Source organism: Ningiella algicola (genome assembly GCF_028401415.2).
Classification (GTDB): domain Bacteria; phylum Pseudomonadota; class Gammaproteobacteria; order Enterobacterales; family Alteromonadaceae; genus Glaciecola.
In genome coordinates this window covers 355,201-369,956 of sequence record NZ_CP171821.2, presented here as the reverse complement: position 1 = coordinate 369,956, position 14,756 = coordinate 355,201, and the positions used below count along the sequence as shown (strand labels likewise).

General features: G+C 43.7%; 13 protein-coding genes. 1 reads left to right on the top strand and 12 read right to left on the bottom strand.

Features of this window, described 5'->3' with window-relative positions; genetic code table 11:
* The first annotated feature begins 17 nt into the window (after positions 1 to 17).
* The gene (locus PN836_RS01660) at positions 18 to 320 is read left to right on the top strand and encodes a transposase (protein ID WP_415926385.1); all 303 of its coding nucleotides are present in this window, start codon (positions 18 to 20) and stop codon (positions 318 to 320) included.
* 311 nt (positions 321 to 631) lie between these two features.
* Here the strand turns inward: PN836_RS01660 and PN836_RS01655 are convergent, their stop codons facing one another.
* The 12 genes from PN836_RS01655 to PN836_RS01600 all read right to left on the bottom strand — a co-directional run bounded on the left by PN836_RS01655 (position 632) and on the right by PN836_RS01600 (position 14,689).
* A complete protein-coding gene (locus PN836_RS01655; RefSeq protein WP_395342765.1) occupies positions 632 to 1,111 on the bottom strand; it encodes a DUF6713 family protein in 480 nt (159 codons plus the stop codon).
* 27 nt (positions 1,112 to 1,138) lie between these two features.
* The gene (locus tag PN836_RS01650; RefSeq protein ID WP_395342763.1) at positions 1,139 to 1,576 is read right to left on the bottom strand and encodes a GyrI-like domain-containing protein; all 438 of its coding nucleotides are present in this window, start codon (positions 1,574 to 1,576) and stop codon (positions 1,139 to 1,141) included.
* A gap of 727 nt (positions 1,577 to 2,303) precedes the next feature.
* Positions 2,304 to 2,447, bottom strand: coding sequence for a hypothetical protein (locus tag PN836_RS01645; RefSeq protein ID WP_395342761.1), 144 nt, complete (start codon positions 2,445 to 2,447; stop codon positions 2,304 to 2,306).
* Positions 2,448 to 2,479: 32 nt separating this feature from the next.
* Complete coding sequence (locus PN836_RS01640) at positions 2,480 to 2,638, bottom strand: type II toxin-antitoxin system ParD family antitoxin (RefSeq protein ID WP_395342759.1); 159 nt, start codon at positions 2,636 to 2,638, stop codon at positions 2,480 to 2,482.
* 233 nt (positions 2,639 to 2,871) lie between these two features.
* Positions 2,872 to 4,263: a hypothetical protein gene (locus PN836_RS01635; protein ID WP_395342757.1), complete on the bottom strand. Its 1,392-nt coding sequence runs from the start codon at positions 4,261 to 4,263 to the stop codon at positions 2,872 to 2,874.
* Between the two features lie 50 nt (positions 4,264 to 4,313).
* Complete coding sequence (locus PN836_RS01630; RefSeq protein ID WP_395342755.1) at positions 4,314 to 4,907, bottom strand: hypothetical protein; 594 nt, start codon at positions 4,905 to 4,907, stop codon at positions 4,314 to 4,316.
* Positions 4,904 to 6,544: a hypothetical protein gene (locus tag PN836_RS01625; protein WP_395342753.1), complete on the bottom strand. Its 1,641-nt coding sequence runs from the start codon at positions 6,542 to 6,544 to the stop codon at positions 4,904 to 4,906. Before PN836_RS01625 ends, PN836_RS01630 begins: the two co-directional genes overlap by 4 nt.
* Positions 6,544 to 8,808 (bottom strand): FHA domain-containing protein, encoded by a 2,265-nt coding sequence (locus tag PN836_RS01620; RefSeq protein ID WP_395342751.1) that lies wholly within the window; start codon positions 8,806 to 8,808, stop codon positions 6,544 to 6,546. Before PN836_RS01620 ends, PN836_RS01625 begins: the two co-directional genes overlap by 1 nt.
* 55 nt (positions 8,809 to 8,863) lie before the next feature.
* On the bottom strand, positions 8,864 to 11,209 hold the full coding sequence (locus tag PN836_RS01615) for a protein kinase domain-containing protein (RefSeq protein WP_395342749.1): 2,346 nt from the start codon (positions 11,207 to 11,209) through the stop codon (positions 8,864 to 8,866).
* 205 nt (positions 11,210 to 11,414) lie between these two features.
* Complete coding sequence (locus PN836_RS01610) at positions 11,415 to 13,637, bottom strand: fasciclin domain-containing protein (protein ID WP_395342747.1); 2,223 nt, start codon at positions 13,635 to 13,637, stop codon at positions 11,415 to 11,417.
* A 171-nt stretch (positions 13,638 to 13,808) separates the two neighbouring features.
* A complete protein-coding gene (locus PN836_RS01605) occupies positions 13,809 to 14,195 on the bottom strand; it encodes a hypothetical protein (protein ID WP_395342745.1) in 387 nt (128 codons plus the stop codon).
* On the bottom strand, positions 14,192 to 14,689 hold the full coding sequence (locus PN836_RS01600) for a hypothetical protein (protein WP_395342743.1): 498 nt from the start codon (positions 14,687 to 14,689) through the stop codon (positions 14,192 to 14,194). The genes PN836_RS01605 and PN836_RS01600 overlap by 4 nt, the downstream gene beginning before the upstream one ends.
* Between the last annotated feature and the right edge of the window lie 67 nt (positions 14,690 to 14,756).

Sequence of the window (14,756 nt, the reverse complement as noted above, 5' to 3'; positions counted from 1 at the left end):
ACTGCAAAGCCTGCCCAATGCAAACGCGATGTATGCGCAATGCCCCTAACAAACGAGGCAGGCAAGTATCTCTTAGAAGCGGTGCACCTCCCACCAAAAATGTGGCGTTAATTCAGCAAATGAAAGATAAAATAGACAGTAAAAAAGGCCGTGAGCAGTACAGTAAACGCTCAGGCTGTGTGGAGCCTGTGTTTGCTAACATCGCCATCAATAAAAAGATAAATTACTTTACCTTACGTGGAAAAACCAACGTAAATGCTCAATGGAAGATGTACTGTTTAGTGCATAACATTGAAAAATTAAGGAATGCGCTGCAATAGCCATCTCCAAACGTGTAATTACGCCCATCTCACACACAAAAAGCGACTATCCGCATCCGCAGCCTGTTCACAAACGAAATTATCCAAAACCCAAATTGATAGCTGACATCTTGAGGAACACAAAGAGAAAATCAAATAATGATCTTAGGCGACAAATTTACTGTGAAAAACGATTAATTCTACACTCTCAACACCGGCCTATGCGGCGCATGATTTGTTGTGCAATTTGTAATAATGCAGCGTAGCGAAATGCAAATTGCACAACAAATTGGGTGTCCGAAGTCGCGCCAGCGAGTGCCATCAGGCCTTTGTTAGGCATCATTCTCCCTTCGATGTATCCAAGACAATATTATAAATGTAACCCCACATAGTGCCGCACCATAAATATATGCGTTGGAAATAATGCTATTGAATTGATAAAGCTCGTGGTCTGAGAGGTTAAAATGCAAACCGCTATGAATAACCAAAAAGACAGCAACGATTAGCCTAAACCTTTCTCTGATTTTTAGTATTTTGTGATGACCGAAATAGAAAAATGCGAAAAAAAGAGGTAAGTGCAATGCGATAAAAATATTGCTTGCCGCCGGATCTGGAAGCGCGCGAAGGTGAAACAATAAACGCCACTCCATATTTAAAACGGCATCTAATTCGTGCGTGAATAATGCAGCTAGTCCCAAATAGTAAACAATTGTTTTCATAATGCCTAACGCTAAGCTAACGGGCACAAATGCAGCGGTATCATTGCGAAGCACCGCTGCGTTTGTGTCCCAGTGTGGCACGCAGTGACACACGTGTTAAGCGCCTTATTATGTGCCACCCTAAACGGAGATAAAAAGCTCAACTTCGGTTTCGCTTTTGTAGAGTTCGAAATCTGTATTGAATGCTCTTTTATGGTGGTTACTTGGCAATTCGAAGTATTTCCAAACTTGCTGCCACAACTCAATGACGACTTGAGGCATTTGACCCGAGCCCTTGAACACCAAATAGTTACCAGCTTGAATTTGGTAGCTAGAAACATTTTGTGCTTCTATATTGTCCGAACAAGCTACAACATCGAAAGTTCCGTTGTGATCTGATTCGTAGTTTGTATAGAGACCATAAACATTTGCTCCATCCTTTAGCGAAGGAGCTATTTCTGAATAAAACTTTTCCCACATAGGGCCAATTTTAGCTGTAGTAGAGCCCATTTCTGATAAGTTATCAGTCCTGACGGCTATTCCCTTTACATCAATGTTTTCGATCTTAGTAACTTTCATTTTTCCTCCTTGGCACATAATTTAATAGTCAGCGATTGGGTCATTTTTCTACCCGAAGTCGTCTCGTATTTATACTTTATATAGAACTATCAAATTGTATAACTTATTGCCAGCTATATTGTTTTGTTTAAATTAAAGACGTGCTCTGAGGTGATAAGTGAGCGATTAGGTCATGTTCTTGAATATATGAGAAGGCTTTACACTTTGAGTACTCCTTAACCTTTTTTGCGCAAAAAAATACAAGCTCACTTAATTTCTTTGATGAACAAAAAGAAAGTATCTCTGAATGATGGCTTTGCTTACTGAAGCCCTTAAGTTTTAGTTGAAAAAAAGCATTGATGAAGCCAAGAATCAGCGTCCGCCATCTAAACTTTGAGAAACTTGGGTCTTCAAGCTCGACTGTCCGCTCATTATCTTTGCAGATCAAATATCAGAAAACTAACTTACATTTTGGTCCTTATATAGTTCGTTATCGAAACAAGGTTCAATGTCGGCTTTAGGGAAGTGAAGTTGGAAAATCCAATATGACCGATAATAGAGGACTTCACGGTCGTTTGATATTGATTATTGAGCGTAATCGAGGTGCAGAAAGCTAATCTTGAACCCTGCTATCTAAATGGCTTTCAGGTAACATTCAATTGTGTAAGACCGCAAGTATGTCTATAAAGCTTGGAGTGATTTTAAAAAAGACAATGTGCTGCTCGTATGAAGCGCAATATAAGCCCTGCTATATATCACTTCTAGTTTTGTATTTTGTTGCCGTGGACGAAATTTTTTTAAAGTGAGCTTCCAAGCCGAAAAGATATTTGTCTCGTTGTGCAACGCCAAATTTAGAAGAGGTATATCGAGCAATTTCTTTGATATCTTCCATGGCACTTTGCCGCAATTTATAATCCACAATAATTACGACCGCCCTTCTTTATCGAGCTCAGCAATTAAGTCGTCCATAGAAAACGATTCCAAGATGGGACTGTTTTCAGCAACTTCTAACTTAGCCCTCAAGACTTCTACTTTTTTCTTATATTGCTGCTGTTCATTGAAAAGTCTGAGGGCCTCTCTCACAACTTCACTCGATGAGTTGTAAAGACCGCTTTCGACCTGTTTTTTTTACGAGTTGCTCAAGCTCTGGCGTTAATGAAACGTGCATAAATTAGTCCTCAGTAAATACAGTTAAATAATAAACACCTGTTAAACACTGTTAATCTTTGACAAAGTGTAGATCAGTCCGAAATGGTGTTACAAAATACAAGACAATCCAAAACGGTCAACTATCGAGATTCATTGGATAAATAAAACTATCGAATTAATGATTGCTCAACAAACTTTACCGAATAGCCTTGTTTGTTGGTCCAGGTTGAAAGGTTAATTGCGTCAGGTTTGAGGGATTGCTCGTGAAGCGTTTCAAGATAATGCCTGAGACTTTGCTCGTCACTTTCATCCATGACAGTTTGCATGGCCATAAGCGTGTAATGACGGTCGGCCTTTTGCCAGCTTGGTATGGGGATGCGAAAGCTCGCACCGTCTTCACCTATCCGCGCAAGCTTTATCAGTGCGTATGAGTCAGTCACTAAATATGCGTCTTGAGGCGCTTTTTCGAAAAATTGAAAATCAATGTATAAATCATCTAATTTCGACAGCTCCAACGTTTGCAGTTGCACAATGGCACTGGGCTCATAATTAATAACAATGGGTTCAACCGTAATGGTGTCCATCGTCATATCGCTGTTGTTACTCGGCTGAGCATGCTCACCTAAACCATTCAGGGAGTAGCTTAGCGCTATATTGGGTGGACGAGCCTCTTTAAATAAAAACTGGCTGATAAAGCCGATCGAAAACAAAAACATAAACGCCATGACAAGCATTCGGGCATATTTTTTCATCGTCCCATTTGCACTACTTGCAGGTGTCCATTTAGTCTCAAGAGCGGTTCTCGATCTTGAGGCCAGGGCCGCACCAAATTCTGCAAGTGGTAGCAGTAAGGTTGATGGCTTTATTTGGTTTGAAGAACTCCCAACAGATTCCTGCACAAGCGATACATCCGAATCTGCCCAAGTGATTATATTCTTATCTGACAAACAGCGCTTCACATCCTGCATTGAGGCCACGGGCATAAGCGGGAAAGCGATATCGGGGAGTGGCTGTCTATAATTGGCTTCCGGCACTAGCACTATCACATCACAGTGCATTTGCTGCCATTGCCTCACCTGAGCCTGAGCCCGTAAACACTTTTGTGCCAAATGAGTAACAACGCCGACTCCACCATATGCGCGTCGAGCGCTAAAATTAGCCCCAATGCCTTTCGCAAAATGAGAAGCAGCATCAATGGTTCCGCTGGCAATGATGATGGTGTCCCCTTGCATGACATTTGCGTCTCCAAGGCAGGATTGCTGATGTAAAAGGTGCGCCGTGCTGCAGGCGAGCTGCCAACTCTCACCATGATGAATATCTTGGCTGATAACCATATGATAACTGTCATCATCAAAGTAGTCTGGAAGCGGGCTGGTATCTTTGGCTACGAATTGACGATAAGAAGCCGTAATTGAGGCAACTTTGGAACCACCGGCTATGGTGACAAGTGAAGGCAATGACTGCCCATTTCGCTGTGCAATTGCACTGATTGAAACAAGACCTGCGGTACTTGCTATGAACACATGGGCGAGCTTGGTCTCATCAGCACGACTATTCATAAAATGAGTTAAGCCTTCGCTTTTTTAAAGGCAAACCCGTGCCAAAGGTGTCAATGCGTAACATACAAATGGGTATCCGATTTCACCAATAAACTTGCGGCGGGACTGTGTTGTTCTAAAACCGCGATGTATCTGCCTTGATCGTCTAAATGCATGTGAATAATCTCAATGTTTTGCTGGCCTTCGCAATGTATGTGCGCCTTTTGCGAACGTTTAGTCGCACCATCGTTCTCAGTAATGTCCGAGCTTGAATCAGCGAAGTTTGCCAAAGATAGCATCACCATCACATTGCCATCACCCATATCGTCAACGACAATCGCAAAGCCATCTTGTTGACGAGACATGATTTGCTCTTTTGTACTGGCGGCTAGCTGCTCAGGGCTTTCAAAGGCAGCTACTTGTTTCACTACAAATCGATATTTCCGTCTGTAGTCCAAATTTGTGTTAATCAGCTTCAGCCTATTTTGACTTGTTTCACTGAGTGGATTGCACACGCAATCCACAATGTCGCTAAAGCTTAATGTTGCTGCAAGCTCCGTATTGGGTTGAGAATGCGAGCGATTTTGCAAAATATCGCGATTAATTTCTTCAAAGCTTTGAAGGGCAACAAATATGGCTTCATCTACAGAAGGCTTTTCCATCATGACGGTATCCTAGTCTTTAATTCATTAATGAATATGAGACCATCAGAGTGATATTTTGCATCCAGCGCTTCCCCCTGAGTAAACAAAGCGGGTTGGTTTGATATCAAATCTTGAATTGCCTTATCTAAGCTTAGCAATATTTGTGCTTTATTCTGATACACCGTGGGGTCATTTAGTTCGCTGCTGGCGGTAAATCCTTGGCGATTATTTTGTTTGTATGCTTGGAGAGTCATTTCATGCGCTAAGCCATGGGTCAGCTTTCGAAAGTCACAGGATAAGCTGCCTGTTTCACTTACAGCCCTTGATTTCTGCTCAAAGCTTTGCATCAGCCCAGACATTAGTTTTTCATCTTCATATATTAGTTCAAAGGCCATCTCTGGTGCACTTCGCAATAAAATGTGCACAATCGCACGTAAGCTCTCAATGTTAACGCCATGCTGTGCAACACACTTTTTAGCGAAGCCACCATACGACTCATGCTCACCAAGAGCAAAGATCGGCATGGGATCGCGCTTTGCCCGCAGCGCTTGACTAAACTTTGCTTGAATTGCACCTAAACATTCATAACGAATAAAGGTAAGCCCCCTCTTTGCAGTTTGTCTCGGATAATCTGCTAGCAACTGCCACCTTTGAGCTTGCTGTTTACTGAGCAACTTTGGATCGCTAAGAAGCAAGTCTACAGGAATTCGCTCATCAACCACTTCAGACAATGCGCTAAAGGTTAAACTACTTTGTCGCAGATCCTCCTCTAAATCCACTTGTATTTGCTCGCTCATCCACTCTTGTTCGTACTCGCTAGAAAATGACAAGGCATTCATGTGCTGTGCTTTATCTATTGCAATTTCAAACTGAAACACGTCTTTAACGACACTAGTGAAACGGGTCATTCCCTGAGGCCTAGATTCACTCTCAGAACTCGATCCTACTGTTCGCCACAACGTGAGAATGGCATCATCATCAAATTGACTGACGCCTTGTCTTTTCAGAAACGAATCCATGTAATCATGTTTTGCCTGCGCTTTTACCGGCAGCAAGTGTTCTGACAAATATGCGTATATCTGTTTTTGCCATTGTGATGCCAGGCCCGATATACCGTTAAACCCTTGACCACTTAATGCGTCGTGTGTCCGTTCAAAGAATTGTGGGATAAAACCTACTAGCCATTCAACAAATGCAGCGAGAATGTTTGCTCTTGAAGTGCTGATACTGAATGCGTGTTGATGAATCTTTATTGCAATGCTTGGCGCCACATCGTCTGACTTTATGTATATATACTCAACTGAAGCATGTGCTAGCGCGATCGAAAGAGACTCTGTTTGGTCAAAAAACGCCTGCATGCGTTTTGCAGTCACTAGTTCATTTTCATAAAAATAGCTAAATACCGGATTTGCAACTTGGCTAACACTAGAACGGGCTTGATGCTGTTTGTCCGCCATACGCGGGTTCAAGTTACAAATTACCCAGCACAAATGAGCCAGTTCAAAGCTTAAGTTAGCGTAATGTCTACTAATAATATGCTGGCTTAGTTTGTTCACCGTCTTCTCGGTGAACTTAAGCATCGAGCCTTTATCTGCATGCGCAAATGAAGCATCTAGAAGTAGTTTCAACTCATTTTTTAAGGCTTCACTCACTAACATCAAGCTGGACCCACCTTCGTATTATTCAGCGTAAAAGCATCACCTTCGGATCTTGTCTTGTTAGGCCCAAGGGCAGTGTAAGGTTCGATGTAGATGTGCTGATCTCGCCACTTAATTTCGCATGGCAAGAGCATCGGAATCTCGCCAAGCAATATTTCGCCGTTGTACATGATCTTTTCGTTTGCGCTTTGTTTGCCACCCGTATTTAGGGGAGTAATTTTAGCCTTGTTTCCCAGCGATAGTTTTACCAGTTCAACTCGTTTACTTGCCTTGCTTGTTTGCTCACTTGTAAGTAGCAAATTACTTTGTTCTTCATCATAAACAAGCACACAACTGCGTTTTGTCATGACCAGCGAAGTACGCATCGCTTGCATATAATCGGGCCAGACTCTTGCGAGGTCTGCTATTTCAAGTGTGTGCTGTATTTGTTCATCAATGTTCACCTTTAAAAATGGTGCATTATCAATCTCAAAGTTAAGCTGGATGGCGGTGAGTTCTGACTCGGATCCTAGGAGGATTTTTTCACCCTGTGCAAGCGTGTGGGCGTTATTTATCGCCAAATGCTTTGGCTCTGCCCCTTCAGCGACAACGAAGGTACCATTTGTACTGCCGACATCCTCTACAGTATAAACATCCTGTACTTGTGCAAGCGCGCATTGTTTTCCCGCGCGAGAGAGCGCTTTGTGATTGATAAAGAAACAGGTTTGCGCTTCATCATCTGTGATTGTAAGCGAGGCATCATCGCTTGGGATCATTCTTCCTATATTAACCTGCTTAGCGCTGCTAATAAGCGCTTTTTCGTTGCTTAACAAGTTGCTCATTTCAATACTGACTTGAATCTGTGCTGATTCCGCAATTATCTTTTGGATCAGTCGTTTTATCGCTTTATGTTGACGTTTGAGCTTTTTCTCACCAGAGGATTGATCGAGTGCTTGATATGCTTGACGAAGCGCTTTAACCGCGTTATTTCCTCTGTAGTTGTTCATCGCTTTTGCAACTTTATTGCGCACCCATTGCTCTTTTTCGCTAAGCGCCTTTTCGCTGCTTTCTTGTTTATCAATTTTCTCTATTAACTGATGTGCCAGCTGAGAATTACTATTGAGATTAAGCGCTTTACTGATAAACAGCTTCGTCGTGGTGATATCGCCTGCTTCGAAAAACAATTTTGCCTGCTTCTCAAGCTCTGTAGATTCGCGCTGCAATCGCTGCCAATAATTGAACTGGTTATTCCATTTTCGCCGAAGCATAAACCAAGGTGCACTTGCCTTGTCATAGACTTTTAACCATTGGTCGGCAGCCTTTGTATCGGCAAACTTGCGCAATTGATATTCAAATAGCTGACGCTTCAACAATAAAATAAATAAAAGAACAAACAGAATAAGGGCAATGACGCTGGTTATTAAGGACGGCGTGTAAGGATTGCCTGCGCGACTCAACGCAAAACGATTCTCACTGCGTTTAAATTCACTTATTACGCGTATATCCCTTTGGTCGAAAAAGCGCAGCATTACCTGATTAAATTCCGAGGGCGTATTTTTGGTCGAGACTGCGTAGCGAATATTCACAGTGGGCAAATAAGCTGCAAACGCACCTTCAATTTTTTCACTTTGTACTAAGACAAGTTGCGCTTCATTGGCTTGTTCGAGCATAAATGTGGAAAACGGCGCGAGCTCTTGTAAAGAAAAGCCTGACAAACTAAGTGCAAAACGATTTGTACGCCGAAGAGTGCGTAAGCTATCGCTTAGCATTTTACCAAGGGAAGTCGACAAACTGTTTAACTGACCTTGACTGATCACCTGCTGGTCTGGCGAATCAGCACCAATATCTTCACTGAGCACTGAAAGCGAAAAGTGTTCATATCGCTCAAATGAAAGCGGGTCTACAAGCGATACCACCAGACGTTGTTGCCGGTCACCAGAGGATGACATAATGCCATACAGCATTACCAAATCTACTTCGGGTGCACGTTTAGCAATTTGTTTTAATGCGTGTTGAAGGGAATCACTACCACAAAGGGAACGCTCACAGCTTTGAAAAACGCTGAGGGGAAGCAATATTCGATCTAAGCGCTGGCTGATTTCACGCGCAAGGGCTTCTTGAATAACATCCGCTTGGTATCGAGTTAAGCTCGATGTGCCAGAATAGTCGCTAGGTAACAAAACGCTTTGCTGTTGCTGCGCATTGACAGAATTCAGCTGTAACTCAGCGCCTGCTTGAAGCAGCGGTAGAGGCATAATATCCCAGTTTTTCGCTTGCACAGACATCGCGCTCACCACAAGAGCAAGCGAGACCATGCACCGATAAACAGCTTGTAAAGATTTAAAAATCACTGTGAACTAATCGAAACCCTGTACTGATAGAACGCGCATTTTTATTCAAGCGAACAAGTGCTTCCTTGCTTACGAAAGAACGGTCGTCTTGCCATGAGCCTCCTACCGCCGGCGCTTGGTCACATCGCGCTGCGCCAAGTTTGACGTCTTGCCAACAGTCTTGCAACCATTCTTGTGCATTTCCGTAAAGATGATACAAACCTAGGGTTTGGCTTTTAAACCGAACGTCACTGGGCGAAACTGGCATGCTTGTTCCCTGATAAACATCGACCGCATTAGCCTTACAATCAATACAATGATAGGCCTCAGGCAGGTTTGGATTGCCGGATTCATCAAAGGCAAGCTCTAGCCATTGTGACATATTAGGGAGACTTAGAGGCTGATTTAACTGCGCCTCTAAAAACGGAATAAAGTCGTTACTTACGTCATACCAGCTTACATTCACAACAGGATGATTTGGATTGTAAAGCCGCATTCGTCTCTTGCTGGTGCTCGTGAGCGAAGTTGTACGACAGGCACCCGCGTTTACACAAATTTGCCACATTGCCTGACTGACTTCACTTCGCATAACATAAAAATTACCTAGCTTGCTGTTGCGCGAAGTCACGCGGACAAATTCAATCCTGATAGTGTTATCGCTTTGTGGATCTGCAATTGAATATACCTTGATACGCTCATTCTCGTCAGAAAGCGAAGGTGGGATATTTCCACTTGAGTCAGCATTACCAGCGGGTTGATTTTTGTCTGTACCTCTCGTTGGATTCTCTTTTGGATTAAGCGGCATGTCGCCCTTTGCAAATTCTACAGTGTTAGTGTTTTGTTTAGCAAATTTCGATGGCTTAGGCGCGGCGTTGCCCCCCTTTTGTATATTAGCGGGTTCCGGTTTGTCCCCATCTACAGAAGGGTATACATACACTATCAGTGCAACAATGCATGCCAATGACACCAAAGCACTCAACACAAAGAAAATTCGGCGAGCGAATGAAGCGCGCAGGTTAAAGCGTTTTAACAGCCATAATTTGAGCTTCAACTCCTTTCCAGCGCCCATAGATAGTCCGCGCGCCAACAGCGCATTAAAATGCCTTTGTTCAATGACTTTGCCTGCACTGTGCAAATGGCCACGCATGTCCTTAGTCCATTCAAAAAACGCCGCATATTCACTGTCCCTTGATAGACTCTTTTGCTCCCGTTTGATAAGCGTCTCTACTAAGTTAAGCGATACTTGTGGTTCAAGCTGCGCTAAATACTCGTCGCACCAGCGCCTCATGACGGTATCTTCAATATATCCCTCTTGCTTAAGCTCCGCTGAAATCGCATTCTTTAAGGCAACAACTTCCCTTTTAAGTCTGGGTGTCTCAATTGATACTTCTCCGTCAGGGTCAGCGCTTAAGTCAATGTGTTCGTTAAAACTGGCAGTAATAAACTCAACCGTTACGCGGTCGTTTTTGGCAACGCCTGTCTCCTTGATAGATGCGGATTGATTAGCGGACGGAATAACAAGCGCCATGGCTGGTATGCTTCGTTCAAGGACATGTTTAAACTCATCAAGGCTGGGACGAGTTTGCGGTGACAGCGCCGTTCCCTTTTCAAGTAAGGCATTAATCTCCTCATTGTTTAGCTTTTTCGTTGACTCAAGCCAAAGCGCACTATCGCCAGTGCCTGATTGTAGAAGTGTGTTTTCAGAATTTGACTCTAAAACATGAAAAATCAGATAGCTTAGCAATACACATAAGCTGTACACATCACCCGCTTGAGTTGCAATTTGTTCGGGTGACCTGAAGCAATGGCTTTGTTTAGCTTGAACATCAGCCTGCCCTTGCGATTCCAATGTACCTGCTAGTGAAAAGTCAATAAGCCGAACATTTTCGTTTGTATCAAAAAGGACATTGTCTGGATGCAGGTCACCATGCGCATAGCCCTTGCTATGAAGCTGCGACAAAGCATTTGCTATATCTAAACACAACTGTCGAATATCAAGGTTTTTATCCAGCGAGACCTGTTTCACGCGTTTAGACAGGCTATGAGGGTAAAACGGCATGATGATAGAAGTATGCTCACCACCATCGGCAGCTGTGGTACTTTGCAGCGTCAAGTTTTCAACACTGATAGTGCCGAGAAGCTCGCCTATACCGTGGCAATCCTTGCAAGCAACATAAATCTCTTTTTCCAGCTGAAGCATCTTGCTGCCGGCTTCGCTTAACGGCGTTTTGATTACATACCGCAGTGCGCCAACTGGCTCATCTAACTTAGACACACGTAAAAGCGCAGCATCAGCGGAATGATGCAGACACCGGTCAATCGTATAATCTGGGACGTGAAAATCAGTAATCTTCATTGCAAATACAAGCCAAGCAGCTTTCTAGTCTCGTAGGTTTCAGCTTTACTGTTTATTTTAGTGGGACTATATGCAAATTACGTGCACTTTTTGTAGGCAACGAAGATAGGAAAGCATGACACCTAATATAAAAAGGCGCACGAAGCGCCTTTTTAATACTTTTATTCGACTAATACCGCGTATTTTTGAGTACGCGATGTGGTATCTACATACCGCCAGCCTCGAGCGTTTCAGTAATCACGCTATCAATCACATGAATCACGCCATTGCTTGTGTATATATCAGTAGTCGTAACAATAGAGCCTTGCACAGATAAAACGACTTGAGAAACGTTCACCGTATTCCACAAATCCGCTAAACCTTGACCATTCGCATCGCCCACTGCTTCATCACCAGCAAAATAGTACAAAGGACGCCCTTGGAAAGTGATCTGTTGCTCACCACTTTCAAGTGTGATTGTCCCTAAACCAAATACATCAGCTAATTCACCATCACTGAGCAACAGCGGTGGCCAATTTTCAGCACAGGTGCCGCTGCAATTATTGGTGGATGTGCCTAAATCGTTATCGAAGGTGTATAGGGTAAAACCAGCATTGTTGGCACCCGCACCCGCAACTAAGCGCTGATTGCTTGCATCATAAGCCACTTCGGTACCATCATCGTTTGCAAAACTTGTAAAGTTAACAATATCAATCGCGACATCTTCACCGCCCACGGTATCAACGCTGCTTCCGTTGGCTGCAAATGCACCCAAAGAATTAACTTCTGCCGGAAGAACATGTTGAAGCAATACGCCGCTTAGTGCGTCAACGTCCATCAACAATCCATCCAGTGCCATATCATCGATTTTGTCAAAGGCTGCGTCGGTAGGCGCAAATACCGTAAAAGATGCGCTTTCATCAGCAAGTGTGTCCACTAAATCGGCTGCCGTTAGCGCAGCAACTAGCGTTTCAAAGTCAGGATTGCTGAGGGCTACCTCAACGATATTTTGTGTCGGTTCGCCGCGCATGGGAGGTGGTAATATCACTTGATCTACGACATGGATCACACCATTACTTGCCATTATGTCTGCCGCTGAAACAGCAGAGGTATTTACAAACAAAGAACTGCCTGATAATGACAATGCGGTCATTTGCTCATTGGCCATGGTCACGGTGCTCATGTCGGATTGAGCAACACTCACGGCCGCGTCCTGTAGGATAGTCGCACCCGATACAACGTGATACAGAAGGATGTTACTTAAAGTATCCGGATCATCAAGCAGAGCGGCAATTGTGTCTTGTCCCAGCAATGCAAACGCATCGTCAGTGGGCGCAAACACGGTATACTCGCTATCTAAGTCAGCAAGCACTGAATCAAGTCCAGTCGCCTCAAGAGCCGCCACAAGTGTTGTGAAAGACCCTGCAGCAACGGCTACATCCACAATTGACATCGCTGGTTCAGGTAACTCTACATCCGCAACCACAACCATATCAATTACATGGATTATGCCATTAGTGGTGTAGATATCGGTCATCACAACATTTGCGCCACCAAAGGTAAGCGAATCAGTTGTGGCATTGACACTTACCGGAATTTGGGCACCAGAGGCGGTTTCTACAGAGCTTCCGTTTGCGCTAAATGCAGTGGGGGAATCTATCTGTGCATCGGCAACAACGTGCTGAAGTAAAATGCTGCTTAACACATCTGGATTGTCTAGAAGATTCTTAATTGTTTCATCACCGAGTATTGCAAAAGCATCGTCAGTGGGCGCGAAAACCGTGAATTGTGCGCTCTCATCCGCAAGTACCATGTCCAAATCGGTAGCTTGAAGCGCAGTAACCAAGGTGGTGAAGCTGCCAGCACCAATAGCAGTATCAACGATATTAGCACTTGGTTCGCCTCGCTCAGCAGGCGGAATTAATACCGCATCTATGACATGGATAATACCGTTGCTTGCCTGAATATCGGTCGTGACAACCGTAGATGCATTTACCAACAAACTATCACCGTCCAGCGACAAACCTACGCTAGCGCCATTGACGGTTTCCACTGTGCTTCCTGCAGAGTTTATCGCGGTGCTAGCAGGCACCACTGTTGAAAGCACATGGTAAGTCAGAATGTCGGTTAGCCTTTCAGGGTCATCTAATAAAGCATTGATAGTATCTTCGCCAAGCAGGGCAAAGGCTGCGTCAGTGGGTGCAAAAACAGTAAATGTCCCTGCTGGATTGTCTAAGGTTTCTACCAAGTCTGCTGCTTGAAGCGCTGCAACCAAGGTATCAAAATCATCATTACCAACGGCAATGTCAACAATACTCTCTGTTACTGTCGGAGGAGGTGGCGTTGGCGCGATTACTTCATCATCATCGTCATCATCTAGAAAGCACCCTTGCAGCGTAAAAATCGCCACAAAAACAAAGAGCATGTAAAGCGTTTTTTGTTTTTTCATTTGCAAAATCCCTAAAATTGTCGTTGTTGTTAACTTGTAGGTCAGCACGAGTAATGTGGTTTACGAAGCTCTTGGGCGGTAGATCAAGAAAAAGGCGTCAACACAGCGCTGGAGGTACTATATACTTCCGTGAAAGCCTTATTTTTGCTGGTTTTTACTTAAAGATTACAATCATTTAACAAATGCTCTGCCTGACGCAAACTCCTGCTCCCATGCAGCGACTTTTTGGTCGATTGCTAACACGTCGATCGTTAAAACGTCGATTTGCGACGCTGGCGGATTTTCGGGTTGAGAATTGTAGATGATGTCGTGATTTGAGGTAAGTGACGGTACATCTGTTTGAGAAGGCGTTTGTACAAATCGCAGCGCGTTATGCATACGAAGCGAAACAAGCTGCTGGCGCAAGTCGCTGTGCCGAACTTCAGAGTGGCTAGTGTCTGGATGCATTTGCGTCGGTGATGGTGTTATAAAGTAACTTAGCGTAACAATCGACAACAGGATCCCACCAAGAAGCATGATGAGCAAAAGGTAGCTGCGTTTGATAGTGCTTTTCATCATTTGGTACTTTCTAGCGCGCGCAGCCAGTTATTGTCCATCGATGTGATTTGAACACCGTATTGAGCAAAGTCTTGATGGACTTTCATTACCTGTGAGAATGACAAATCGGGATCAACTGCAACGACTAAGCGTGATTGTGCACTAGGATCCACTGCGCTTGTAAGCTTTGTTATTGGATTGAGTTGTTCATCAAAATAAGTACCTTCGAAATAGAAAAGGTAATTAATGTTTTCAGATATTATGCCCGTGCTAGCGTCTGATTCTTCTACCTCTTCTTTTTTACCCTGAGAGTCAGCAAGCTCAGTATCAAGGCTTTGCACTACGCTAATGGATGCTTCGTTAGCTAATGGTTGTTGTGAAACGGACCCAGCGCCCATTGACAGTAAAGCGAGAATTAAGAGCGCAAAAAAAGCCATGGAAAGACCAAGGGCAACCTCCGTCATAGCTTGGGTAGTGTTGTCAGCAGTGGTATTCAAAGGACTTGCAGTGTTCAAATCGAATTATCTCATCTCGTTTCTTTATATGTATGAAACAGTTTGAGGCTATTTCTTTTAATGCTAT